Source organism: uncultured Psychrobacter sp. (assembly GCF_947500265.1).
GTDB lineage: Bacteria > Pseudomonadota > Gammaproteobacteria > Pseudomonadales > Moraxellaceae > Psychrobacter.
In genome coordinates this window covers 249,305-274,583 of sequence record NZ_CANMRN010000001.1, presented here as the reverse complement: position 1 = coordinate 274,583, position 25,279 = coordinate 249,305, and the positions used below count along the sequence as shown (strand labels likewise).

18 protein-coding genes are annotated in these 25,279 nt (G+C 43.8%); 5 read left to right on the top strand and 13 right to left on the bottom strand.

Annotated elements, in window-relative coordinates:
• Positions 1–71: 71 nt before the first annotated feature.
• Both Q0788_RS01145 and Q0788_RS01140 read left to right on the top strand, forming a co-directional pair.
• Entirely contained in the window at positions 72–428 is a 357-nt protein-coding gene (locus Q0788_RS01145; RefSeq protein WP_102078350.1) for a DUF3144 domain-containing protein, read from the top strand.
• A 232-nt stretch (positions 429–660) separates the two neighbouring features.
• The gene (locus Q0788_RS01140) at positions 661–1,017 is read left to right on the top strand and encodes a hypothetical protein (protein WP_298807313.1); all 357 of its coding nucleotides are present in this window, start codon (positions 661–663) and stop codon (positions 1,015–1,017) included.
• A 143-nt stretch (positions 1,018–1,160) separates the two neighbouring features.
• Here the strand turns inward: Q0788_RS01140 and Q0788_RS01135 are convergent, their stop codons facing one another.
• The 13 genes from Q0788_RS01135 to Q0788_RS01075 all read right to left on the bottom strand — a co-directional run bounded on the left by Q0788_RS01135 (position 1,161) and on the right by Q0788_RS01075 (position 19,063).
• Positions 1,161–2,813: a BCCT family transporter gene (locus Q0788_RS01135; RefSeq protein ID WP_298807311.1), complete on the bottom strand. Its 1,653-nt coding sequence runs from the start codon at positions 2,811–2,813 to the stop codon at positions 1,161–1,163.
• Between the two features lie 242 nt (positions 2,814–3,055).
• Positions 3,056–4,708: a BCCT family transporter gene (locus Q0788_RS01130; protein ID WP_298807308.1), complete on the bottom strand. Its 1,653-nt coding sequence runs from the start codon at positions 4,706–4,708 to the stop codon at positions 3,056–3,058.
• Positions 4,709–4,951: 243 nt separating this feature from the next.
• Positions 4,952–6,595, bottom strand: a complete 1,644-nt coding sequence (locus Q0788_RS01125) for a BCCT family transporter (RefSeq protein WP_191113839.1) — start codon at positions 6,593–6,595, stop codon at positions 4,952–4,954.
• Positions 6,596–6,795: 200 nt separating this feature from the next.
• Complete coding sequence (locus Q0788_RS01120) at positions 6,796–8,067, bottom strand: PQQ-dependent sugar dehydrogenase (RefSeq protein ID WP_298807306.1); 1,272 nt, start codon at positions 8,065–8,067, stop codon at positions 6,796–6,798.
• 207 nt (positions 8,068–8,274) lie between these two features.
• Positions 8,275–10,872 carry an ATP-dependent chaperone ClpB gene (gene clpB / locus Q0788_RS01115; protein ID WP_298807304.1) on the bottom strand — a complete coding sequence of 866 codons (2,598 nt, stop codon included), beginning with the start codon at positions 10,870–10,872 and terminating at the stop codon, positions 8,275–8,277.
• A gap of 309 nt (positions 10,873–11,181) precedes the next feature.
• Positions 11,182–11,763 carry a L,D-transpeptidase family protein gene (locus Q0788_RS01110; RefSeq protein WP_298807303.1) on the bottom strand — a complete coding sequence of 194 codons (582 nt, stop codon included), beginning with the start codon at positions 11,761–11,763 and terminating at the stop codon, positions 11,182–11,184.
• 111 nt (positions 11,764–11,874) lie between these two features.
• Positions 11,875–12,666, bottom strand: coding sequence for an SDR family NAD(P)-dependent oxidoreductase (locus Q0788_RS01105; RefSeq protein WP_298807302.1), 792 nt, complete (start codon positions 12,664–12,666; stop codon positions 11,875–11,877).
• Between the two features lie 72 nt (positions 12,667–12,738).
• Entirely contained in the window at positions 12,739–14,454 is a 1,716-nt protein-coding gene (locus tag Q0788_RS01100; RefSeq protein ID WP_298807300.1) for an AMP-binding protein, read from the bottom strand.
• Between the two features lie 304 nt (positions 14,455–14,758).
• The gene (locus tag Q0788_RS01095; RefSeq protein WP_298807298.1) at positions 14,759–15,889 is read right to left on the bottom strand and encodes a DNA topoisomerase IB; all 1,131 of its coding nucleotides are present in this window, start codon (positions 15,887–15,889) and stop codon (positions 14,759–14,761) included.
• Positions 15,890–16,100: 211 nt separating this feature from the next.
• Positions 16,101–16,385, bottom strand: a complete 285-nt coding sequence (locus tag Q0788_RS01090) for a pyrimidine/purine nucleoside phosphorylase (protein WP_298807296.1) — start codon at positions 16,383–16,385, stop codon at positions 16,101–16,103.
• 61 nt (positions 16,386–16,446) lie between these two features.
• Positions 16,447–17,542 (bottom strand): peptide chain release factor 2 gene (gene prfB / locus Q0788_RS01085; protein ID WP_298807295.1). Its coding sequence is split into 2 segments (ribosomal slippage): positions 16,447–17,469 and positions 17,471–17,542, totalling 1,095 coding nucleotides; the frame shifts between segments, so codons are not numbered across the junction.
• 124 nt (positions 17,543–17,666) lie between these two features.
• Positions 17,667–18,368, bottom strand: coding sequence for an HAD family phosphatase (locus tag Q0788_RS01080; protein WP_102078363.1), 702 nt, complete (start codon positions 18,366–18,368; stop codon positions 17,667–17,669).
• Positions 18,369–18,526: 158 nt separating this feature from the next.
• Positions 18,527–19,063, bottom strand: a complete 537-nt coding sequence (locus Q0788_RS01075) for a gamma carbonic anhydrase family protein (protein ID WP_160021317.1) — start codon at positions 19,061–19,063, stop codon at positions 18,527–18,529.
• A 502-nt stretch (positions 19,064–19,565) separates the two neighbouring features.
• Here Q0788_RS01075 and carA point away from each other — a divergent pair.
• The 3 genes from carA (at position 19,566) to greA (ending at position 25,031) form a co-directional block, all read left to right on the top strand.
• Positions 19,566–20,807 (top strand): glutamine-hydrolyzing carbamoyl-phosphate synthase small subunit, encoded by a 1,242-nt coding sequence (gene carA, locus Q0788_RS01070; RefSeq protein ID WP_298807293.1) that lies wholly within the window; start codon positions 19,566–19,568, stop codon positions 20,805–20,807.
• A 153-nt stretch (positions 20,808–20,960) separates the two neighbouring features.
• The gene (carB, locus tag Q0788_RS01065; RefSeq protein WP_102091162.1) at positions 20,961–24,224 is read left to right on the top strand and encodes a carbamoyl-phosphate synthase large subunit; all 3,264 of its coding nucleotides are present in this window, start codon (positions 20,961–20,963) and stop codon (positions 24,222–24,224) included.
• A gap of 330 nt (positions 24,225–24,554) precedes the next feature.
• Entirely contained in the window at positions 24,555–25,031 is a 477-nt protein-coding gene (gene greA, locus Q0788_RS01060) for a transcription elongation factor GreA (protein WP_057760725.1), read from the top strand.
• Positions 25,032–25,279: the final 248 nt, after the last annotated feature.

Here is a 25,279-nt window from a genome sequence, read left to right as displayed (position 1 = left end):
TCACTATTTTAAAACGTTTACCAACCATTTTTATACTAAAAACTACTGACACTTATTATTAGGAGTTGCTTATGTCTCAAGACAATATTCAAGACCAAAACGCTGATGCTAACATCGAAATCACCCCTGAAATGCAGGCATTCTATCAACGTGCTGACGCTATCATCGGTATCGCCAACAGCCAGCTAGGTCCTGAAGCACATTCAGGTCAAGTAGGTGCTTCTTTATTGTATGCTGCAGCACGCTATAGCGCGTCAGTTGCCTCTATCGGATTCGTCAAAGGCGATGATTTCGCCAAAGAAAAAGACGATATTGTCGAGTTTTATGTCAAACAGTATCGCCAAATGCTGAGCGATAATTTGACTGATTATGCTCAAAACTTTGACAAATACGTGCAGCTAAATCAAGACGACAAACCAGCTGAATAAGCGAATTTCTTCAGTCTAGATGTCTTTGATTTAGACATGCTGTCATAAAATCAGTATTTGATGGCAGAAAACAAAACCCCAAACTCAATTGAGCTTGGGGTTTTTGTATGGTGTTTCAGTGGATAGCTACTGACAAATGAGCTACCATAACTGACTAAGTATTTATAATCAGTAAGCAAATCCATCAGCGATAACAGGACGCTATCGAATATTATTAATAAGGACATTTCTTATGAAACAAGCTCTATCTACTCGTCGATTTTCCACAATTAATCAATCTTCGTTCAAACCATCATCACTTATATTGATATTAGTTCTAGCTTTAACTGGCTGTAGCTCTATGTCTGATGTAGACACGTCTGGTCAAACACCTACTCCATCTAGTCCTGATATCAGTCAGCAATTTGAAGGTGCTCTTACTCAATGCCCGCCCGCTAACCCTGCTAATAATATCTGTACGGCACAATATGAACCCGTCTGTGTAAAAACGAAAGTTGGATCAGTGATCAGCTACCGAACGGCTAGTAATGCCTGTTCGGCCTGTAATATTCCTGAAGCTATCGGTTATACAAAAGGCGAATGCAATTAATCCATAAAGCGGTTGTATCGAGATCGGCTGTACTGAAAGCTACTGTATTGAAAGCTTTTTTATTAAAAATATTGAACATCCATAAAAATACCCAGCCTATATAAGCTGGGTATTTTTTGTAGCCATAAAATAAACTCTAAAACTTAAGCATCTTTCTCAAGTGCTGGTGGACCTTTTAGCAACTCTTCATCACGGAATTCATTGGCCGAGTTGTGCTCTGCTGACTCTTCTGTGGTGAACCATTGCTGATTACGATAGAGTATCAAACGATCTCGACTGAGACCGCGCAATAGAGAATACATCATCACGACGATCACAATAGCAAAAGGAAAGCCTGAGACAATCGATGCCGCTTGTAGTGCACTCAAACCACCTGCTGCCAATAATACAGCGGCAATAATACCTTCAGAACCTGCCCAAAATAAGCGCTGGATCTTTGGTGGATTGGTATCACCACCTGATGTCAGCATATCGATGACAAAACTGGCTGAATCTGATGAGGTAACAAACCATAATACAATCATCACCACGATGAGTAAGTTGACCGCACCTGTTAATGGATAAGACTCCATCAATTTAAAGATAGCGCTACCCGTATCGGCTTTGACCGCTTCGATCAGACCTGGGCTAACTATGTTAGGGTCTGCTGCTGCTACCAACTCCATATTTACCGCAGAACCACCAAAAGCGGTAAACCACAAGAAAAGTATCGTGATAGGAATTAATAATACGCCTAATATAAACTCACGGATGGTACGGCCACGAGAGATACGTGCAACGAATACCCCAACGAATGGTGACCAGCTAATCCACCATGCCCAATAGAAAATCGTCCAAGAAGCTTGCCAATTTTCTTCGCCTCTATAAGACTCTGTCCATAGACCTAACGGCACGATTTGATGCAAATAGTTGCCGATGTTTTCTACGAAGCTATTAAAAATAAACTGCGTAGGCCCAAAGATAATCACAAAACTTAGCAATATCACAGTGAACAATATATTGGTATCACTTAGACGCTTGATGCCTTTATCCAATCCCATAAACAGAGATAACCCTGCTAGCATGGTGATAAGGCCAATCAAAATAATCTGCACCGTAATATTATTGGGTATGCCAAATAACGTCTCAAGGCCTGAGTTGATCTGCAAGACGCCAAGACCTAACGTGGTCACTACCCCAAACATCGTACCAAATACGGCAAGCGTATCTACCGTATGGCCCCAACCGCCGTAGATCTTTTTACCCAATATTGGGTAAAGTGTCGAACGGATAGCCAGTGGCAAACCTACTCGATAATGAAAATATGCGAGCGATAGCGCAACCATGCCATATAGCGCCCATACATGTAGACCATAATGTAGGAACGAGATATTCATCGCTTGTTTGGCAGCGGCAACTGTCTCCGCCTCGCCTAATGGTGGTGCCATGAAATGATACAGCGGCTCAGCGGTGCCCCAATAAAGCAGCCCGATACCGATACCTGCTGAAAACAGCATACCAATCCAAGAAACCATATTGTACTCTGGCCTCTCATTCTGATGACCGAGTCTGATATCGCCGTAGCGGCTAAATATCATATAAATACTCATGACCAATGTTAAATTGACCACGACAATAAAGAACCAGCCAAAGCGTAAAGAGACAAATGCTTTTGCTTGGTTAAATACTACTTCTGCTTGTTCGTTGAATAAAGCGCCAAAAATAATGAACGCCAGTATTAAGATTGCTGAAGTCAAAAATACAGGTTTACTTACCCGCGGAAAAGGGCCTAATCGGCCAACTTTTACATGATCCATAGGTATATCCCCAAAAAAGTGCGTAACCATACCAAGGTATGAACGAATTATCAAATATAACATCTTGTAAATACTACCGAATGTATAGAAATGGTAGTAACATTTCAGTAATAATTTTCAACAAACCGAATTTGTCTTGAATAAATTTAAGTATCTTCACCCAATAAAGAAGCCCCAACTTAAAAATAAATTGGGGCTTCTTCTATTAAAAGCTTAAGTAGCTGTCTTACTTTTACCTACTTTTAGTCACCTTTAACAATCTTAGGTGGCCCTTTTAGTAGATGCTCATCAGCAAATTCATCTGCCGAGTTGTGATCTGCTGACTCTTCAGTAATATAATGTTGCTGCGCTCTATATAGTATCAATCGATCGCGACTCAAACCACGCAGTAGCGCATACATCATGGCAAATATAACCACGGCAAATGGCAATCCTGCTACGATAGCGGCTGCTTGTAACGCGCTCAATCCACCAGCAGCCAACAAAACAGCAGCAATAACGCCTTCAGTGCTTGCCCAAAATAAACGTTGAATCTTTGGCGGATTGGTATCGCCACCTGCGGTCAGCATATCAATGACAAAACTTGCTGAATCTGATGAGGTCACAAACCACAATACAATCATAATCACAATTATAAATGTGATGGGTTGCGCCAATGGATAGTACTCAACCAATTTAAAAATGGCACTACCAAAATCTGTTTGTACCGCCTCGACCAGTCCAGGACTAACCAACGCCGGATCAATAGCAGCGAGTAGCTCCATATGGATAGCAACGCCGCCGAAAGTTGAAAACCAAAAGAATAATATGGTCATGGGGATAAGCAATACCCCAAGTACAAACTCTCTAATCGTACGACCACGGCTGATACGAGCAATAAACACGCCGACAAATGGTGCCCAACTTACCCACCATGCCCAATAAAATATCGTCCATGCTGACTGCCAGTTTGCCTCACCTTCATAAGACTCTCCCCACAGACCTAATGGTACAACCACTGAAAGATAGTTGCCGATATTTTCTAGGAAGCTATCAAAAATGAAAAGCGTCGGCCCTAAGACGACCATAAAACCAAGCAGAATAGCCGTTAGACCAATGTTCACATCGCTTAGACGCTTGATACCCTTATCCAAGCCCATCATGACAGAACAGGCGGCTAAAGCAGTAACAAAGGCAATCAGAGCGATTTGTATTGTGAGGTTATTAGGAATACCAAATAATTTCTCAAGCCCTGAGTTAATTTGCATAACGCCAAGACCTAGTGACGTCACCACACCAAACATCGTACCGAATACGGCTAAGATATCAACGGCATGACCCCACGAGCCATATATCTTTTTACCCAATATAGGATAAAGGGTTGAGCGAATCGATAGTGGTAAGCCACGGCGAAAATGGAAATAGGCTAAAGATAGCGCTACAATCGCGTACAATGCCCAAGCATGTAAGCCCCAATGTAAAAAGGTAATATTCATCGCCTGCTTGGCGGCTTCTATCGTTTCCTTTTCACCGAGTGGTGGTGCCATAAAGTGATATAAGGGCTCTGCTGTACCCCAGTAGACAAGTCCAATACCGATACCAGCAGAGAACAGCATGCCGATCCACGAGAATAGACTGTACTGTGGTGTCTCAGTTTGAGCACCAAGGCGAATATCGCCATAACGGCTCATAGACAAATAAACACAAAGTCCTAAGGCCACATTAACGAGAATAATGAAAAACCAACCAAATTTATCGGTAATAAAGCCTTGTAAAAAACTGAACAACGTACCGGCAGATTCAGTAAAAAAAACGCCAAGGATAATAAATGTAATAATAAGTAATGCTGAAGTTAAAAAAACAGGTTTGCTTACCCGCGGGAAAGGGCCTAACCTGCCAACTTTTACATGATCCATAGGTATATCCCCAAAAAAGAGCGTAACCATACTAAGGTATGTACGAATCACTAAATATAACACCATGTAAATACTGCCGAATGTATAGAAATCGTAGTAACATTGCAGCAATAATATTTCAACAATCTGAATTTGTTCTGAATAAATTTAAATATCTTTATCCAATAAAAAGCCCCAATTTAAAAGTAAATTGGGGCTTCTTCTATCAAAAGCTTAAGTAGCTGTCTTGATGCTATCTACTTCTTAGTCACCTTTAACAATCTTAGGTGGCCCTTTTAGCAGATGCTCGTCAACGAACTCATTCGCTGAGTTATGGTCTGCTGACTCATCCGTAATAAAGCCTTGCTGCGCTCTGTATAGAATCAGACGATCACGACTCAAACCACGCAGTAGCGCATACATCATGACAAAGACTACTAAGGCAAACGGTAGTCCCGCTACGATAGCCGCCGCCTGTAGAGCAGACAGCCCACCAGCCGCTAGCAAGATAGCGGCGATAACGCCTTCTGTCGTTGCCCAAAATAAGCGCTGGATTTTCGGTGGGTTGGTATCGCCACCAGCAGTCAACATATCGATGACAAAGCTAGCAGAATCTGACGAAGTCACAAACCATAGCATAATCATGACGACAATCAGTAGCGTAATCGGTTTTGCCAATGGATAGTACTCAACCAACTTAAAGATGGCACTACCAGAATCCGCTTGTACTGCTTCTACCAATCCTGGGCTAACACCTGACACAGCAGAAGCAAGCTCCATATGAACAGCAACGCCGCCAAAGGTGGTAAACCAGAAGAACAAAATCAGCATTGGAATCAGTAGTACACCAAGCGTAAATTCACGGATAGTACGACCACGAGAGATACGAGCGATAAAGATACCAACGAATGGTGCCCAACTAACCCACCATGCCCAATAAAATATCGTCCAACTACTTTGCCAATCTGTACCGCTATAAGACTCACCCCATGTACCTAGAGGTACAATCACAGTCAGATAGTTGCCGATGTTTTCGATAAAACTATCAAAGATAAATAGCGTTGGTCCTAAGATGACCATAAACGCTAATAAGACGATAGTGAAACCAATATTGATATCACTTAAACGCTTAATACCTTTATCCAAACCCATCAAGACTGAAGCTGCTGCTAGCGCTGTGATGAAAGCGATCAAGCCAAACTGTACGGTAAGACTGTTAGGCGTACCAAACAGCTTTTCGAGTCCAGAGTTGATCTGCATAACCCCAAGCCCAAGCGAGGTAACCACACCAAACATCGTACCAAACACAGCCAAGATATCGACCGTGTGTCCCCAACGACCATAGATCTTTTTACCAAGTAAAGGATACAAAGTAGATCGAATCGATAATGGCAGGCCGCGACGGAAATGGAAGTACGCTAAAGATAGCGCTACAATCGTATAAATCGCCCAAGCATGTAGACCCCAATGCATAAACGAGATATTCATCGCTTGCTTGGCGGCTTCTACTGTCTCGGCATCGCCCATTGGTGGTGCCATAAAGTGATACAGCGGCTCGGCTGTACCCCAATAAACCAGACCAATACCAATACCTGCAGAGAATAGCATGCCAATCCAAGAGAACAGATTGTACTGCGGTCGTTCTGTTTGGTTACCTAGTCGAATGTCACCATAGCGACTCATTGCCAAGTAGATACAAAGCGCAAGCGCGGTATTGACCAGAATAATGAATAGCCAACCAAACTTATCGGTAATAAAATTTTGTAAAAAACTAAAAACAGCCCCTGCTGTTTCGGTGAAAAACGCACCGAAAATAATAAAGCCAACAATCAGCAGTGACGATGTAATAAACACAGGTTTACTTACCCGCGGAAAAGGTCCTAATCTGCCTACTTTTACTTCTTCCATGTGCAAGTCTCAAATTTCAAGGAACGTTACCTTAACAAAATAGGTCTTAACTATCAATCTATTACAAAATAAAACTTGATAAAACTATTAATTTACTCTAAAAGAATTGAATAGTTTTATTAAAATAATTAAATATACAGGCAGGTAAATACGTCCTTAATTCGATGCTGTTTCGATGTTATTTCGATATTGTTTCGATGTTATTTGGGCAATAATCTGAGTAATTGTGCATCATTACCGTCTTCAAGTGTCCACACTTGCCCGTCTACTGCTAGCACACTGCGTACACGCTCTCCCATGTCATAACGGTAACGCTCAGCGGCGGTATTGTCTTCACTTATGCCCACTATGATAAGCGCTTTAGACGATAAACCACTGATAAGCGCATTGCCTTGCCAGCTAGGAAAGTCATTATGAGTACCAGCCGCATAGATGCTCATAGCAGATGGTGATATGACAGGTGTCCAAGTAATTTTGGGTGCCGCAAACTCTGGCTTTGTATCATGGTCAGGAATATCTAAACCTGAATAATTGCGTCCATTGGATACCACTGGCCAGCCATAATTGTTACCCTTCTCAATAATATTAAATTCATCTCCGCCTTTTGGTCCCATCTCGTGCGCCCAAAGCTGTCCACTATCGTCAAATGCCATACCAAGCACATTGCGATGTCCGATGGTCCAAAACTGTTTGGCTATCTCATCACCCGTATCAGCGAATGGATTGTCTGTTGGAGATTTACCATCAGGACTCAACCGTATTATCTTACCCAGATTGCCATTCATGTCTTGTGCTGGGTCTTTGTCTTGACGCTCGCCTGAGCTGATATATAAATAGCGTCCATCGGGTGAAAACAGCAGGCGATGACTATAATGTCCCTGCCCTGTGACTTTCGGAGACTGTTGCCAGATAGGCGTGATATCTTGCAACGTAGGTGTGGCTGTCTCTAATCCTGAGAGTGTCGCCTTGATCACTTTGGCACCAAATTTATTGCTATCAGCTCCTGCCCCTGCTTCCGCGTAGCTAAGATAGACGGTATTGGACGTCGCAAAATCCGGAACCACAATGATATCCCCCAAGCCGCCTTGACCACCGTAAGCGACTGTAGGCACGCCTTCGATTTTGGTTTTATTACCCGTCGCTGTATCTACGATAAATAGCTCACCTGTTTTTTGTGTTACTAGTAATTTTGGCGCTTTGCTATCTGCAATAGGTAACGCTGTCATAGCCCAAGGCTCATCAAAGGTAGTGATTGCTTTGGTGGTAAAGTCAGGCTTGCTAGTCTTTGTTTGTGTGGTGGTTTGAGCATCGCTATCTGAAGTAGAAACCTCTTTAGACTCTGTTGCAGTGCTTTTGTTATTGCTAGGACTTACTGTAGAAGGGTTGGAGCACGCGGCAGTGCTAAACAGCAATGCTGCAATGATTAGCGGCGAAGTTAAAGGTATATTTATACGTTCAATATGGGCTGTCATCGTTCTGTTTCTCCGTTCAGTTGATACTTATATTATTAGTCTTTGATTTAGTTATAGCATAGTCCTGAGACTTAAGAGATATCGAAATGGTAAAAAAACAGTAACGTAAAACGCGTCTTATAAATAAAAACCCCTTACCTACGATTGTAGATAAGGGGTTTGTTTTGAGCGTAAAGTTGGGTTATAAAGACGTCAAGGATAAATTGATTAGCTCATTCTAAGCTTATCAAAAGTTAGCTTGTCATCGGCACCTACATCGACTTTGATAATATCACCAGCGACAAAATCACCTGCTAATAGTTTCAATGACAATGGGTTTTCGATCTCTTGTTGAATGGCACGCTTCAAAGGACGAGCACCATAAACAGGGTCATAACCCACGGCAACCAATTTATTCATCGCATCTGCTGACAGCTCAATATCCATCTCACGCTCTTGGATACGCTGACGCAATCGATCCAATTGAATATCTGCAATACCTGCCATCTGTGACATACCAAGCGGATGGAAAACTACGATTTCGTCAATACGGTTGACGAACTCTGGACGGAAATGCTGCCCAACAGAATCCATTACTTCCGCTTTGATATCCTCGTAGCTCTCGCCAACCATTTCTTGAATCTTATGCGAACCTAAGTTACTGGTCATGATGATCACAGTGTTTTTGAAATCTACCACCCGACCTTGCGAATCGGTTAAGCGGCCATCGTCCAATACTTGCAGTAAAATGTTGAACACATCAGGATGCGCCTTCTCTACTTCATCGAACAATATGACGCTATATGGCTTACGGCGTACCGCTTCAGTCAACGTACCGCCTTCTTCATAACCGACATAACCTGGAGGCGCGCCTACCAAACGGCTGACACTGTGTTTTTCCATATACTCACTCATGTCGATACGTACGATTGCATCTTCAGAGTCAAACAAGAAGTTTGCTAGTGATTTGGTCAGCTCAGTTTTACCAACGCCTGTAGGCCCCAAGAATAAAAACGAGCCTGAAGGACGGTTTGGATCAGACAAGCCTGCACGGCTACGACGTACCGCATTGGCCACCGATTCGACCGCTTCGTTTTGACCGATAACACGCTCATGGAGCTTTTCTTCCATTGCGATCATCTTGTCACGCTCGCCTTGCATCATTTTGCTGACAGGAATACCAGTCGCGGCAGCAACCACTTCTGCGATTTCGTTGTCTGTCACCTTATTACGCAGCAATTTCACACCGCTACCTTCACCTGTCTGCTCTTTTTGCTCAGCCAAGTCAGACTCATGAATACGTCGTTCTAACTGCGGAATGGTTTCATATTGCAGCTTACTCATGGTCTCATAGTCGCCTTCGCGGCTGGCTTTGTCATAGGCAATACGGGCTTTATCTAGCTCGTCTTTTAGCTGTTGACTGCCTTTGACCAATGCTTTCTCTGCCTGCCAAACCTCATTGAGGTCAGCATACTCTTTTTCCAATTCAGCTATTTGCGCATCGAGCACTTTACGCTCGGCTTGCGCGCCAGCATCCTCTTCATTTTTGAGCACTTCACGCTGCATTTTCAGCTGAATCAAACGGCTATCGAGCTTACCTAATGATTCAGGTTTACTGTCCATTTCCATCCGCAAACGACTGGCCGCTTCGTCAATTAAATCAATCGCTTTATCCGGTAGCTTACGGTCAGTGATATAGCGATGACTCATGCGCGCAGCAGCGATGATGGCACTGTCTTGAATATCGACGCCGTGATGCAGCTCGTAACGCTCTTTTAGACCTCGTAAAATCGCAATGGTGTCTTCGACCGTTGGCTCATCGACCAGTACTTTTTGGAAACGACGCTCAAGTGCGGCATCTTTTTCGATGTATTTACGGTACTCATCCAGCGTCGTCGCTCCGACACAATGCAGTTCACCGCGTGCCAATGCAGGTTTTAGCATGTTGCCTGCATCCATCGCGCCTTCAGATTTACCTGCACCAACCATCGTATGCAGCTCATCGATGAATAGGATGACATTGCCTTCTTGCTTGGCCAAGTCGCTCAATACGCTTTTGAGGCGCTCTTCGAACTCACCGCGGAATTTTGCCCCAGCGATAAGCGCACCTAAATCCAATGACAGCACTTCTTTACGGCGCAGTCCTTCTGGTACATCACCATTGATGATTTTTTGTGCCAAACCTTCGACGATAGCCGTTTTACCAACGCCCGGCTCACCGATGAGTACAGGGTTGTTTTTGGTACGGCGCGATAGTACCTGAATGGTACGGCGAATCTCTTCATCACGACCAATCACTGGATCTAGCTTGCCAAGCTCTGCTTGTTCAGTTAGATTGATCGTGTACTTATTGAGTGCATCACGTTGATCTTCTGCGTTTTGGTTATTTACCGTATCATCACCGCGTAATTGCTCAATCACCACTTTTAACTTGCTTGCCGTTACGCCTGCACTTTCAAATATTTTTTTGGTTTCGCCCTGCTCAGCGAGTGCCAACATCACCCACTCTGTTGCGATAAAATCATCGCCTTCTTTTTGAGCCTGACGATCTGCCAAATTCAAGATTTTGACCGAGTTTGGGTTTAGGTTAACGTCACCTGTCGGCTCCGAAATGGTCGCCTGGTTATCTAGAGCTTTAGCAACGCCATTTTTTAGCGCTGGAATAGAAGCACCTGCTTGTTGGCAGATCGATAAATTAGACTCATCTTGTAGCAACACTGCAAGCAAATGTACAGGATCGATACCTGTATGATCGCGACCTAACGCTAAGCTCTGTGCTTCTTGAATGGCGGACTGCAGTTTTTGAGTAAACTTCTCAAATCTCATGTCTATATCCTTTTATAATTAGTATTTTCAGTAGCACCTCTAAGGATTATCTTAGTTTAGTGACTACTGTTATCTGTCACTTATATAAGGTATATATACACCTATTTCAAGACGATTGCTAAATAAAACCTTACTTAAAGCAATGATATTTATTATTAATAATATTTAAATGAGCTATTAATATCAGTTAAAGGTAGTTAGTAGATCAGTTACGCCATTTTATTAGTGCAAATGAAAGATAAATCTCCATTAAATACGGTAATGAATAATGCATCTATTTAGTATAAATTAGATAACAATCCGACTATTCTACTCCACGATTTCGATAGGAGTACCAAGTGTCACCGCTGCCATGATTTCATCCATCTCATCATTGGCAACAGCGATACAACCATCTGTCCAATCACGTCGTTGATTAAACAATGCCAAGTATCCAAAGCCATTCATTTGCCCATGAATCATGATATCGCCACCCGGATTGACCCCTAATGACTGCGCTCGCGCCTTGTCCTCATCATTGGGATAGCTAATATGAATCGAGCGATGCGCAATAGAGTTCTCATTCTTATAATCTAATGTATAAATCCCAACTGGCGTACGTTGGTCGCCTTCTTGTTTCTTATGACCTGATGGACTGTCCCCTAGCGCAATACGATACGACCTAATGGCTTTATCGTCGCTCACCAGTTTTAAAACACGATCTGATTTATCGACAAAGACTCTATCAATGGCTGTAGAAGGAAGACTGGGGTTATTGGTTTTTGAGGTGCTTTTGGCATAAGCAATGGCGCTGGTGCTAACAATGGCAGCAAGACTAAGGCCAATGATAATGGGCAGCCAAGGCGTACGCTGCTCATTTGATGAGTGAAATTTTTTATAAAAAAATGGCATAGACTCTGATTCCCATAATTAATTTTTTGTCATTAATCATATGTATCAAAGCACTATGCCAGATTCTGTAGATACGTTTTGTGCAAAAGTGATGAATCACTCACTAGACTGTTACACCATGCGAATCGCACCATCTAAGCGAATAACTTCACCATTTAGATAAGCATTATCGATGATATGAGTCACCAATTTGGCAAATTCATTGGGAGCGCCTAAACGTTTAGGATATGGCACACCTGCTTCTAGCTGCTCGCGTGCCTTTTCAGGAATACTGTCCATCATCGGCGTAGCAAAGACACCTGGTGCGATGGTCATCACGCGTATACCATGACGTGCCAACTCGCGAGCAAGTGGCAAGGTCAGACCGACCACGCCTGCCTTGGACGAAGAATAGCTGGCTTGACCTACTTGACCGTCAAAGGCTGCGATAGAGGCTGTATTAATAATAATGCCTTGATCTACATTCTTCTCTACATGGTCGCCTGCACTGCCATCACTCGCTATACGCTTGGCAATGCTAGCAGCGACCAAACGGGCAACGTTAAATGAGCCGACCAAATTGATATTGACCCCGCGGCTAAATGCCTCAAGGTCTGCCGGATTGTTATCACGATCTAGCAGCTTTTGAACCACTACGATACCAGCACAGTTGATTGAACCTTGTAGGCCGCCGAAAGCTGACTCTGCCATTTCGACCGCTGATTGCACTTCATCACCATTAGTGATATCACAGCGCACAAAGCGCGCACTATCACCTAACTCAGTGACCAATGCTTGTCCAGCTGACTCATTTAAATCAGCGATAACGACGTTGCCACCTTGACCTACAATCGCCCGAGCCACTGACTCTCCCAAACCTGATGCACCGCCAGTAACCAAAAAGCTGTTTTCTTTAACTTGCATGATTATTCCTTTAAATTTTTGCTTCTTATTAGATATTTTTCTATTAAATTTATGTACGCTTTACCAATTCAATTATGCAGCAGACAGACTACGCAGCAAAAAGCGTTGAATCTTACCACTTGGCGTTTTCGGCAGTTCTGTCACAAACTCGACCTCACGCGGATACGCATGAGTGGATAGGCGTTTGCGTACTAGCTCTTGGATTTCTTTGGCGATTTGCTCACTGCCTTCGATGCCATCTTTTAGTACCACATAAGACTTAATAGTGTGACCGCGCACTTCATCTGGCACGCCTACCGCCGCAGATTCTGCCACTGCTTCATGCTCTAAGACGGTGTTTTCGACATCAGTAGGCCCTACGCGGTAACCTGCGGTAATAATGATGTCATCATCACGGCCTGAGAACCAGTAGCTGCCATCACTATGTCGCTCGACCACGTCGCCTGTCAGATAGTAATCATCTACAAAGGCTTGTTTTTCATTCCAGCTATAACCACGGAAATAAAACGCAGGTGACTGACTGACCACGACTGCCAGTTGCCCTTGCTCACCATCGGGTAGTACATTCATATCATCATCTAATACGACTAGCGTATGACCTGGGAGCGCCATACCCATCGAACCAACAGGACAATCATGTGCCAGTGCATGATGTGCACAGCAGGTCATGCCAGTTTCTGTTTGCCCATATTGGTCTTTGACTTGGCACGCCAGATAGGTTTCGACCCAGTTGACCACTTCGGTATTCAGCGTCTCTCCTGCCGAGTTGGCACAGCGCAAAGACAGCTTAGCATTAGTATCGTTATGAGCGCCTTCATTAACACTATCAAACACACCACTAGACTTCATCATTCGAAACGCAGTTGGTGAAGAGGCCAAATTGGTAATTTTGTGACGCACCATAAAATCACGGGTATGGGTCGCGTCAAATCCTGCTTCATTAAAATAAGTTGTGATACCTAATAGCAGCGGCCCTGTAATGGCATAGTACAAGCCATACGCCCAGCCTGGATCTGCCATGTTCCAATATTGATCATTTTCGCGTAGGTCGATGGCATAACGCATATATAGGTAAAAAGCAGGTAACGCAGCCAATGGAACGCTGACGCCTTTTGATTTGCCAACCGTACCTGAGGTAAACATTTGCAAGAATGGCGCGTCCGTATCAAGCATCATAGGTTCAAACGTTTGCAGCTGTGCTGCCATAGACTGGCTATAGTGATCATCACCCCATGTCTGGGCATCCTCCACACTGCCGACCAATACCATTTTGGTTTGCTCAGCCAAATCTTCAAACTTGCTGCGATTTTCTAGGTTAGTAAAAACGACTTTGGTATCGGCTTTGTCCATCCGATACTTGATTGAATCATAGCCAAAAGCAGTAAATAGCGGCTGATATACGGCTCCGATACGCCATGTTGCCAATACAACGGTTAGCAGCTCGGGCGTGCGCGGTAGCATGGTCGCTACCTTATCGCCCGCTTTTACCCCATACGACTGTAGCAAGTTAGCGATTTGAGCACTTGCTTTGTCAAGCTCACCAAAACTCATGCGCGTTATATTGCCTGCCGTGTCTTCGTGTACTAACGCAGCATTGTCAGCGCGGCCATCGCGTACATGGCGACCACAGCAAGCCATATAAGCATTTAGTCGATCGTCCACCTGCTCGCCAAATATTTCTGACAGCAGTGTATTCATATCAAAATTATTATAGTAATCGGTATAGTTTTTTGGTGTGACGGTAGTATCTGTATCAATATTCGTCGGAGTTTGAAAGGCGGTGTTCATAAGCTAATCCTTTAGCAATATCAGGTAACTGGTAAAATGGTATTTATGATTGTAAAACGGCCACATCCTATAGACCGTTTCATAGGTTTGTATTTATCATGCTCTATTAGTAACGCATTTTTACGTCTATTTCAATACATATCGTATCATTTTTATTTTATATAAATAGAGATAATCTATAACTAATTATCATTAATTCACCATAAATCTGCGAAGAGGCATACAATAGCCAAAGTACTGCCGCATATTTTCAATTTCCTATTAAAGAATTAACACCTCAATATTATTATCTAAAACCTCACACTTAAACATCAGCTCTTAAAAACCCTAACAATGCTTTTTCTTCACAGCTTTGGTATTTTTTGGTTCGTCCACGGCGCGCTTGTTTATAATTTTCAAAAAACTGCCCTGCCAAAAAATGCTCAATGACAATGGGATGAATATAAGAGGCACGGCATACGGTCGGCGTGTTGCCTAGCTCAGCTGCCACACTTTTTACCATGTCGGTGACTAATTGCTGTCGCTCAGCGCTTTCTGGCGCACTGGCTAGTATGCTGGCGCCTGCAGTCGTTTGTAGCTCGTCGTATAGATAGCTTGCCGCAAGTACACTTGCCATCCATGTGCGAAAATCCTTTGCACTGTACAGCTTGCTTTCGCAGTCCATGCCGCACGTATGCATCCGTAAGTAGTCATTAATATCGCTACTGTCAACGACTTGTTTGTGCCCATTGGCATCTAGATATTTGAATATTTGATAGCCTGGCAGCTCAGAACAGGCCTGTACGATATCAATCAATCGCTCGTCTTGCAGCTCAATGTGGTGTTCTTTTGCGCTTTTGCCGACGAAATCAAATGCCAGTCCATTGTCGGTTTCACTGACATGCTTGCTGCGTAGCGTACTCAGACCATAGCTTTTGTTTTGTTTGGCGTAGCGGCTGTTACCAATACGAATCAAAGTGGTCTCTAGCAATTTAACAACGGCAGCGAGTACATTGGTGCGTGATAAGGACTCTGCTTCCAAATCTATCTCCACCTGCGCGCGTAGATTGGGCAGCGCCTCTGCAAATCCTATCATCGCATCAAACTTTGCTTGGTCACGGATGTTGTTCCATGACGGATGATATAAGTATTGTTTGCGTGATTTTTCGTCTCGCCCTGTTGATTGCAGGTGACCCCTTTCGTCTTGGCATATCCACACCTCTGACCACATGGGCGGTATCACCAATGCATCAAAACGCTGACGCAATGCTTTGTCTTTGACCGTGTTGCCCGTTGCATCACGATAAGTAAAGCCGCGACCCCAACGTCTACGCTCGTAGCCTGGTTCATCGTCACTCACATAACGCAAATTAGCGCGGCGTGCGAGATGCTCATAATCATGACGCACGTCTTTGGTCATTGTCTGCTGGTTTGCCTTTACTGTTGCCTTTGTCATAAACCTATATACCTTTGAGAATTCATGGTTTTAGCATAATTAATGACGTTAGTTTTTGCTGTTTATTTGGCACAGACAAAGTGTAATGCTGTGTAAAATATGGTTTTCAGGATAATAGCTTAAAATTTATTTGAAATATGACACACAAAAAAACGCCAAGCATAAAGTACTTGGCGTTCATTGTTCTAATACTGCTATAACTTAGAAGTCGTTATTTGCCGTATACACATAGATAAGCGGTTTCGACGTCTACTTTTACTTGAAACTTCTGATTGGCTTCGACGGTAAACTGCTCGTCAGCGTTAAACGTTTTCCAATCATCACTCTCTGGTAGCTTAACCGTCAATGCACCGCTCACCACGCTCATGGTTTCAAATTCGCTGGTGCCAAACTCATACTCACCAATTTCCATGACGCCGACAGTCGCAGGCTTGGTCGCCGTTTGAAAAGCAATAGAAGTCACTTTATCATCAAAATAATTATTAACGCTTGGCATAATTTTCCTTAATTAAATATTGGTTGCTATTTTAAAACGGTTGCTTATTTAAAACAGCCTTTTACAGTCCTGCTTTTAGACTCGCTTCAATAAACTGATCGAGGTCACCATCTAGCACAGCACCCGTGTTAAAGGTTTCAACACCGGTACGCAAGTCTTTGATACGTGAGTCATCAAGCACGTACGAGCGAATTTGACTGCCCCAGCCGACATCAGATTTACCATCTTCAACTGCTTGCTGTGATTCCATACGTTTTTGCATTTCTAGCTCATAGAGCTTAGCACGTAGCATCTTCATCGCCGTGGCCTTGTTGCCATGTTGACTACGCTCATTCTGACAGGTCACTACCACGCCCGACGGCTCATGGGTAATACGTACCGCAGAATCTGTCGTGTTTACGTGCTGACCACCCGCCCCTGATGAGCGATAGGTATCGATACGCAAATCTGCAGGATTGATATCAATCTCAACGTTATCGTCAATCTCAGGTGACACAAACACCGCAGCAAACGAAGTATGACGACCATTATTACTATCAAATGGTGATTTACGTACTAGGCGGTGGACACCAATTTCGGTGCGCAACCAGCCAAATGCATAGTCGCCTTTGATCTCAATCGTTGCCGACTTAATACCAGCCACGCTGCCTGATGACACTTCAATCACATCTACTTTAAAGCCATGAGCTTCTGCCCAGCGCGTATACATACGCAGCAGCATTTCAGCCCAATCTTGCGCTTCAGTACCGCCACTGCCCGACTGAATATCTAAGTAGCAATTGTTTGGATCCATCTCACCGCTAAACATCCGGCGGAATTCTAAATCAGCAACACGTTTCTCAGCGCTATCTAGCTCGCTCTGCACATCGGCTAGCAATGATTCATCTTCTGCTTCGACTGCCAACTCTAGCATGGCAGACGCATCTTCTAATGTCGTCTCAAGTGACACTACCACATCGATGACGCCATCAAGGTGACTTTTTTCTTTATTAATCTTGGTCGCGCGCTCTGGATCATTCCATAGATCGGGGTTTTCTAACTCTAAATTAACTTCTTCTAAGCGTTCTTGCTTACCATCGAAGTCAAAGATACCTCCGCAAATCCTGCCCACGCTCTGATAAATCTTTAATTTGCTCCTGATACGGATTGATTTCCATAAATATTCCTGTTTTTCTAAAAAAATAAATAACGAATGTGGCGCTATTTTAAATGAGATTGATACTAAATGGTTCGCTAATTATCACTATTGCTAATGTTGTTACTGTTACTAGATTGGACAGCCTAGATCGACCAATCTTCTACTGCCCAGCGATGTGCCAAGGCATGTGCGTGTAGCGCGTCATCAGGTGATACGCAAACGGCCACATCAGCCCATTCGAGTAACGGAATATCATTTTTAGAATCTGAATACGCATACGTTTTTTCAAACGTGATACCAGAGGCTTGCTGTTTATTTAGCCATTTATCCAAATGGTATATCTTGCCCGCTTGGAAGTTTGGTCTATCAATTAGCTTACCTGTATAGCGATTGTCTTTGATCTCAAGCGGCGTTGCCAATACATTGGCAGCTTCAATACCAAACCGCTTAGCAATTGCGGATACTACAAAATCATTGGTCGCAGAAATAATCACCACATCATGCCCTTGCTCAATGTGCTGGCACAACGCTTCCATTGCTTTTGGGCGAATATGTGGCTCGATTTCGCTTTTGATATAGTCTTCTCTTAGCTCATCAAGTCTATCAAGCGGCAAACTACTCAAAAACTGCGCAACGAATTCATTGTACTCTGTTGCGTCTAGCGTACCTTCGATATAGTCATTATAAAATTTCTGATTGGCAGTGCGGTACTGCGCCTCATCGACAAGGTCATGCTTTACGATATACTCACCCCAGAGATAATCGCTATCGACATCAAGTAATGTATGATCTAAATCAAATAATGCCAGTTGTTTTTGCTGTGTTTGTGCTTGATTTGCCTGCATGGTGAGACCTTATCGTTGGTTGCGAAAAAATATGAATCGTTTAATAAAATTGGGTACGTTATGTATTATGGTTGAGCGTATCACTTAAATAGCACATCAATTAGATATAGCTCGTACCTTATAATTTAACCATTTGGAATTGCTTAGACTATTTACCTTTAGTCAGGCATTGCTATTTCTGTTAAGCCTGTTTTAAATTTTTGGCAACGCTCAGCATAATGTAGCGCTGACATTTTTAGCATCGCTGCTTGCTCATCGGTCAGCGTCTTGACTACTTTTGCAGGCGCGCCCATCACCAGCGAGTTATCAGGAATAACCTGACCTTCAGTAATTAAGGCTTTCGCCCCTATCAGGCAGTTTTTACCAATTTTGACATTGTTAAGTACCACAGCGCCAATGCCAATTAAGCTGTTATCACCGACTTCACAGCCATGTAGCATAGCCAGATGACCGATAGTCACGTAATTACCAATAGTGACTTTGATACCTGCATCAGTGTGAATCACACTGTTTTCTTGCACATTACTATAGTCACCGATATGGATACGATCGTTGTCACCGCGTATCACTGCACCGAACCAAACATTGGCTTGATGGCCTAAATATACATCGCCCATCACTTGCGCCGAATCTGCTACCCAACCGTTAAATGGTGCGGCAAACTCAGGGGTTTTGTCTAGATACTGATAAATCATAACGACTCCTTGTCATCTTCATTATTGTTATAACAAACGATCATAAAAATTGGGTCTAGCGCTGCGCTGTCCATTGTGGCAAAGCCAACTGCGAAAATCCAGTGCTATTAATATACGCTCGATGTTGATTTTGCTAAAAGAGAAAGTAGTCAATGTCTGCTTAGGCTATTTTATAAAGTGAATATATTTATAGAGTCCTCATTATTAGCCATGAAATGACTATTAATCCAGTAAATCGGCTAGCTATAACCATCTATTTTGTATATAATACGCAAAATCTGTGCCTAAGCGAGCGGACATGATGCAAGTTACCTATTCACTATCTAGTGGGTTTTGTAGTTTTCATCAATAATGTCTTCTCGCTTTTTTGTGGAAAATTTTTGTGTATCGCCCTTTTTTTACTTTTATATGACAACAGTCAAATGCCGTAAATAAAAGGATACGGAGCAATTTTAGACCAACAAAACATGATGGCACTCACCAATAACAGCGGAGGCAATCCTTGAATTCATCGGCAGAAATACAAGCAATTTTGGCACTAGCAGACGGTACAATCTTTCGCGGTGTCAGTATCGGCAGCCTAGGTCATCGTATTGGTGAAGTGGTATTTAACACAGCCATGACAGGGTATCAAGAAATCCTAACCGATCCAAGTTATGCCCGCCAGCTGGTGACTTTGACTTACCCTCATATCGGTAATACAGGCACCAATAGCGAGGACACAGAATCCGGCAATGGCCATAAAGTATGGGCAGACGGTCTTATCATCCGTGATGCCACCATGGCAACTTCTAACTTCCGTAACTCAGAGTCACTCAGCGACTATTTGCAGCGTAATGAGACAGTAGCTATCGCTGAAATTGATACGCGTCAGCTAACACGTCTATTACGTGATAAAGGTGCACAGAACGGCTGTATCATGACTGCCTCAAACGGCGAGACTATCAGCAGCGACGATGAGCAAAAAGCGATTGAGTTAGCGAAAGGCTTTGCAGGTCTAAAGGGCATGGACTTGGCAAAAGAATGCTGCACTAAAGAGAACTTCGAGTGGACAGCGGGCACTTGGGATCTGTCAGACACCCTACTCAACCGCGACATCCCTGGTAGTCATAATAGCGGTACTGGCGGCTTCTTTAAGCAACTCGGCACTCACATCGATTCTAAATACAACGTCGTCGCTTATGACTTCGGTAGCAAAACAAACATCTTGCGCATGCTCGTCGATCGCGGTTGTCACGTGACGGTTGTACCAGCACAGACCCCTATCGCAGATGTGCTAGCAATGAACCCAGATGGTATCTTCTTATCAAATGGCCCTGGTGATCCTGCAGCTTGTGATTACGCTATCGATGCGGTACGTCACATCATTGAACAAACTGACGTGCCAACGTTTGGCATTTGCTTAGGCCATCAGCTGATTGGTCTGGCTAGCGGTGCAAATACTATCAAAATGAAAACAGGCCATCATGGTGCCAACCATCCAGTACAAGATTTGGCAACTGGCACGGTTATGATTACCAGTCAGAACCATGGCTTTGCGGTTGATGAAGACACGTTACCTGACAACGTTAAATCTACTCATCGCTCACTGTTTGATGGTACTAACCAAGGTATCGAGCTGACCGATAAGCCTGTATTTAGCTTCCAAGGTCACCCAGAAGCCAGCCCTGGTCCACATGACTGCGCGCCATTGTTTGATAAGTTTGCGGATATGATGGAAGCGGCTAAAACTGCCCAAGCGTAAACGGTTGATTATAACTACATAATAAGTAAACGCTTGAATCGTCCATAGCGCTTCAAGCGGCATTAAATAAAGCACTGCAAGCATAAAACGCCATGAGCGTTATCAAAAATAAAGATTACTCAAATTATCACCCAAACGAAGGTAGCTCTAACTATGCCAAAACGTACCGACATAAAAAGCATTCTTATCATTGGCGCAGGCCCTATCGTCATCGGCCAAGCATGTGAGTTTGACTATTCAGGCGCACAGGCGTGTAAAGCACTAAAAGAAGAAGGCTACCGCGTCATCTTGGTCAACTCAAACCCTGCGACCATCATGACTGACCCTGTCATGGCTGACGCAACCTATATCGAGCCGATTACTTGGCAAACCGTTGAGCAAATCATTGCCAAAGAACGTCCAGATGCAATCTTGCCAACGATGGGCGGACAGACGGCTCTAAACTGTGCGCTAGAGCTAGACAAGCACGGCGTATTGACCAAGTATAACTGTGAGTTGATTGGCGCGACCAAAGACTCAATCGAGATGGCAGAAGACCGCAACTTATTTGACAAGGCGATGAAGCGTATCGGCCTTGAGTGCCCTCGCGCTGAAACGGCTGAAACCATGGAAGAAGCCTTTGCGACTCAAGAAAAAATGGGCTATCCGTGTATCATTCGTCCATCATTCACGATGGGTGGTTCAGGCGGTGGTATCGCTTATAACCGCGATGAGTTCATTGAAATCTGCGAGCGCGGTTTTGATTTGTCTCCAAACCATCAACTGCTTATCGATGAGTCATTGATCGGTTGGAAAGAATACGAGATGGAAGTGGTTCGTGACAAAAACGACAACTGCATCATCATCTGTGCTATCGAAAACTTTGACCCAATGGGTGTGCATACCGGCGACTCAATCACCGTCGCGCCAGCACAGACTTTGACCGACAAAGAATACCAAATCATGCGTAATGCGTCATTAGCAGTACTACGTGAGATTGGTGTTGAAACAGGCGGTTCAAACGTACAGTTCGGTATCAACCCTGATACAGGTCGTATGGTCGTCATCGAGATGAACCCACGTGTATCACGTTCGTCTGCCCTAGCCTCAAAAGCCACTGGCTTCCCGATTGCCAAAATCGCAGCGAAACTGGCCATTGGTTACACGCTAGACGAATTGCAAAACGATATCACTGGTGGCAAAACGCCAGCCAGCTTTGAGCCTGCGCTTGATTATGTCGTCACCAAGATACCTCGTTTTAACTTCGAAAAATTCCCGCAAGCGGACAATATCCTATCGACTCAGATGAAATCGGTCGGTGAAGTGATGGCGATTGGTCGTAACTTCCAAGAGTCGATGCAAAAAGCATTGCGCGGCATGGAAACAGGTGCGGATGGCTTTGATGAGCAAATTGACTTATCAAAAGTCAGTGCTGAGAAGGCTCGTAGCGAGATCATCAACCGCCTAACCATTCCAACACCTGAGCGTATCTACTACGTTGCTGATGCATTCCGCGTCGGTATGAGTGTCGATGAAGTGTTTAACTTTACCAAGATTGACCCATGGTTCTTGGTACAGATCGAAGACATCGTTAAAACAGAAGCTACCGTAAAATCACTTGGCTTTGGTGGATTGAACGAGAAGAATTTACGTAGCTTTAAACGTAAAGGTTTGTCAGATCTACGTTTGGCTAAATTGCTTGGTATCTCACAAAAGCAACTACGCAAAAAGCGTTGGGATCTGAACGTCTATCCAGTCTATAAGCGTGTCGATACCTGTGCAGCAGAGTTTGCTACTAGCACGGCTTACATGTACTCGACGTACGATAGCGAATGTGAAGCCAACCCAACAGACAAAAAGAAAATCATGGTTATCGGTGGCGGTCCTAACCGTATCGGCCAAGGTATTGAGTTTGATTACTGCTGTGTGCATGCAGCGCTTGCCATGCGTGAAGATGGTTATGAGACCATCATGGTCAACTGTAACCCTGAAACGGTTTCAACCGATTATGACACTTCTGACCGTCTATACTTTGAGCCAATCACGCTTGAAGATGTATTAGAGATTGTTCGTATCGAAAACCCTGATGGCGTGATTGTACAGTTCGGTGGTCAAACACCATTGAAACTTGCTCGTGCATTAGAGTCAGCAGGCGTTAAAATCATTGGTACTAGCCCAGATGCAATTGACCGTGCCGAAGATCGTGAGCGCTTCCAGCATATGATTCAGCAGCTAAACCTAGTACAGCCGTCAAACGCATTAGCTACCAGCTTAGAAGACGGCTTGGTTAAAGCAAAAGACGTAGGCTACCCATTGGTTGTACGTCCATCTTATGTACTAGGTGGCCGCGCGATGGAAATCGTCTACAACGAAGACGAGCTAAGACATTACCTACGTACTGCGGTACAAGCGTCAAACGAAGCGCCTGTCCTACTCGATCGCTTCTTAGATGATGCCATCGAAGTTGACGTAGACTGTGTATGTGATGGTACTGATGTCGTTATCGGCGGTATCATGCAACATATCGAACAGGCTGGCGTTCACTCAGGTGACTCAGCATGCTCACTGCCACCATACTCACTGTCTAAAGAGCTATGTGATGTGATGCGCGCACAGACAGTTGCTATGGCAAAAGAGCTAGGCGTTATCGGTCTAATGAACGTACAGTTCGCGGTAAAAGGCGAAACCGTATATATCCTAGAAGTAAACCCACGTGCTGCACGTACAGTACCGTTTGTCTCTAAGTGTATCGGTACTTCTTTAGCACAGGTTGCAGCGCGCTGTATGGCTGGCACTTCGCTTAAAGATCAAGGTTTTACTACTGAAATTGTCCCAGCATTCTATGCGGTCAAAGAAGCGGTATTCCCATTCGCTAAGTTCCCAGGTGTTGACCCAATCTTGAGTCCTGAGATGAAATCAACGGGCGAAGTTATGGGCGTGGGCAAAACCTTTGGCGAAGCATTCTACAAGGCCATTATCGGTAGTAATGAGCGTCTGCCAGGTCTACCAACTGAAGGCGAAACCAAAACCGTCTTTATCTCAGTTCGTGACAGTGACAAAGCCCAAATCGCTCCGATTGCTCGTCAGCTTGCAGACTTTGGCTTTAAGATTGTCTCAACCACTGGCACGCAAAAAGTATTGAGCGACGCTGGTATCGAAAGTCAGCAAATTAACAAGGTCACTGAAGGTCGCCCGCATATCGTTGATGCCTTGAAAAATGGCAAAATCGACCTTATCATCAATACCACTGAAGGTAAGCAAGCTCAAGAGGATTCGTTCTCTATTCGCCGCAGTGCGCTACAGGGCAAAGTATTCTACGTCACCACGTTAGGTGCCGCTGATGCCGTCTGCAAATCTTATGCGATTGACTTACCGTTTGATGTCTATAAGTTACAAGATTTGCATGAGCAAGCAAAGTCTATTGACGTGGCTGAATAATTTCAGTAGATTAAGCATAACCGTTAGGCTTGCCTAAAAGCTCACTCAAGTATCGTTGTTTGCTTTAAATATAGCCAACCATGCTTGAGGAACGATACCTTTACCGTGATAGACCTAAAAAGCATAGTGGCTAAATTGCGACTATGCTTTTTATTACGTAAGCTTAAGTGCGCCTATGCTTGAATTAAGATGAGATACACTCATAAATGATGGCCAACTTATTCATTACATCGTCTTAATTATCACTCTTTTATATTTTATATCCATTGCAACAACACTGACACCATCTCATTATGAGGTGGTGTGGTGTTATTGGTTTAAGGAAAAAACATGCAACGTTACCCAATGACTCCGCAAGGACACGCGGCTCTAGAAGCCGAATTAAAACAGCTAAAAAGTGTCGACCGTCCACGCATCACAGCATCGATTGCTGAAGCACGCGAACACGGCGATTTGAAAGAAAATGCTGAATACCATGCTGCCCGCGAGCAACAAGGTTTTTGTGAAGCACGTATTCGTGATATCGAAGCCAAACTCGGTGGCGCTCAAGTCATCGATCCTTCGACACTGCCAAAAGAAGGCCGTATCGTGTTTGGTGTCAGCGTCGTAATCGAAAACATGGACACCGAAGAAGAAAAACAATACAAAATCGTCGGCGATGATGAAGCTGACTTTAAAGCTGGTAAAATCTCAGTCAACTCACCAATCGCTCGTGGTCTGATTGGTAAGTTCGAAGGTGACGAAGTGCGCATCGAAACGCCAAAGGGCGTGGTTGAATATGAAGTCATGAAAGTTATATACGACTAATAACTACACTGCGTTCTAATCTAGAATTTTGATGTTCTCAAAGATAGACAGTTCGAGAAATGACTTTTAGATAATAGTTTTTATGACAATGATTGTGACTAGCGACTTAGTTATGCAATTCCATAGATGAAAGCCGTACTACACATAAATAGCATTTATACCATTTCGGTTACACAATGCTGCTTTTATCCATGATTTGTTTTGGCGCATAATTATTTGAGTTTGAGTACACAACAGCTTTGGTACTA

Coding starts and splice junctions, on each gene's coding strand:
- Q0788_RS01090 (WP_298807296.1), bottom strand. CDS start 16,385: ATGCCAAGCGTTAATAATTATTTTGATGATAAAGTGACTTCTATTGCT.
- Q0788_RS01125 (WP_191113839.1), bottom strand. CDS start 6,595: ATGGAAGAAGTAAAAGTAGGCAGATTAGGACCTTTTCCGCGGGTAAGT.
- Q0788_RS01130 (WP_298807308.1), bottom strand. CDS start 4,708: ATGGATCATGTAAAAGTTGGCAGGTTAGGCCCTTTCCCGCGGGTAAGC.
- Q0788_RS01075 (WP_160021317.1), bottom strand. CDS start 19,063: ATGATTTATCAGTATCTAGACAAAACCCCTGAGTTTGCCGCACCATTT.
- Q0788_RS01095 (WP_298807298.1), bottom strand. CDS start 15,889: ATGACAAAGGCAACAGTAAAGGCAAACCAGCAGACAATGACCAAAGAC.
- Q0788_RS01140 (WP_298807313.1), top strand. CDS start 661: ATGAAACAAGCTCTATCTACTCGTCGATTTTCCACAATTAATCAATCT.
- Q0788_RS01135 (WP_298807311.1), bottom strand. CDS start 2,813: ATGGATCATGTAAAAGTTGGCCGATTAGGCCCTTTTCCGCGGGTAAGT.
- Q0788_RS01080 (WP_102078363.1), bottom strand. CDS start 18,368: ATGCAGGCAAATCAAGCACAAACACAGCAAAAACAACTGGCATTATTT.
- Q0788_RS01105 (WP_298807302.1), bottom strand. CDS start 12,666: ATGCAAGTTAAAGAAAACAGCTTTTTGGTTACTGGCGGTGCATCAGGT.
- Q0788_RS01110 (WP_298807303.1), bottom strand. CDS start 11,763: ATGCCATTTTTTTATAAAAAATTTCACTCATCAAATGAGCAGCGTACG.
- greA (WP_057760725.1), top strand. CDS start 24,555: ATGCAACGTTACCCAATGACTCCGCAAGGACACGCGGCTCTAGAAGCC.
- Q0788_RS01145 (WP_102078350.1), top strand. CDS start 72: ATGTCTCAAGACAATATTCAAGACCAAAACGCTGATGCTAACATCGAA.
- carB (WP_102091162.1), top strand. CDS start 20,961: ATGCCAAAACGTACCGACATAAAAAGCATTCTTATCATTGGCGCAGGC.
- Q0788_RS01100 (WP_298807300.1), bottom strand. CDS start 14,454: ATGAACACCGCCTTTCAAACTCCGACGAATATTGATACAGATACTACC.
- clpB (WP_298807304.1), bottom strand. CDS start 10,872: ATGAGATTTGAGAAGTTTACTCAAAAACTGCAGTCCGCCATTCAAGAA.
- Q0788_RS01120 (WP_298807306.1), bottom strand. CDS start 8,067: ATGACAGCCCATATTGAACGTATAAATATACCTTTAACTTCGCCGCTA.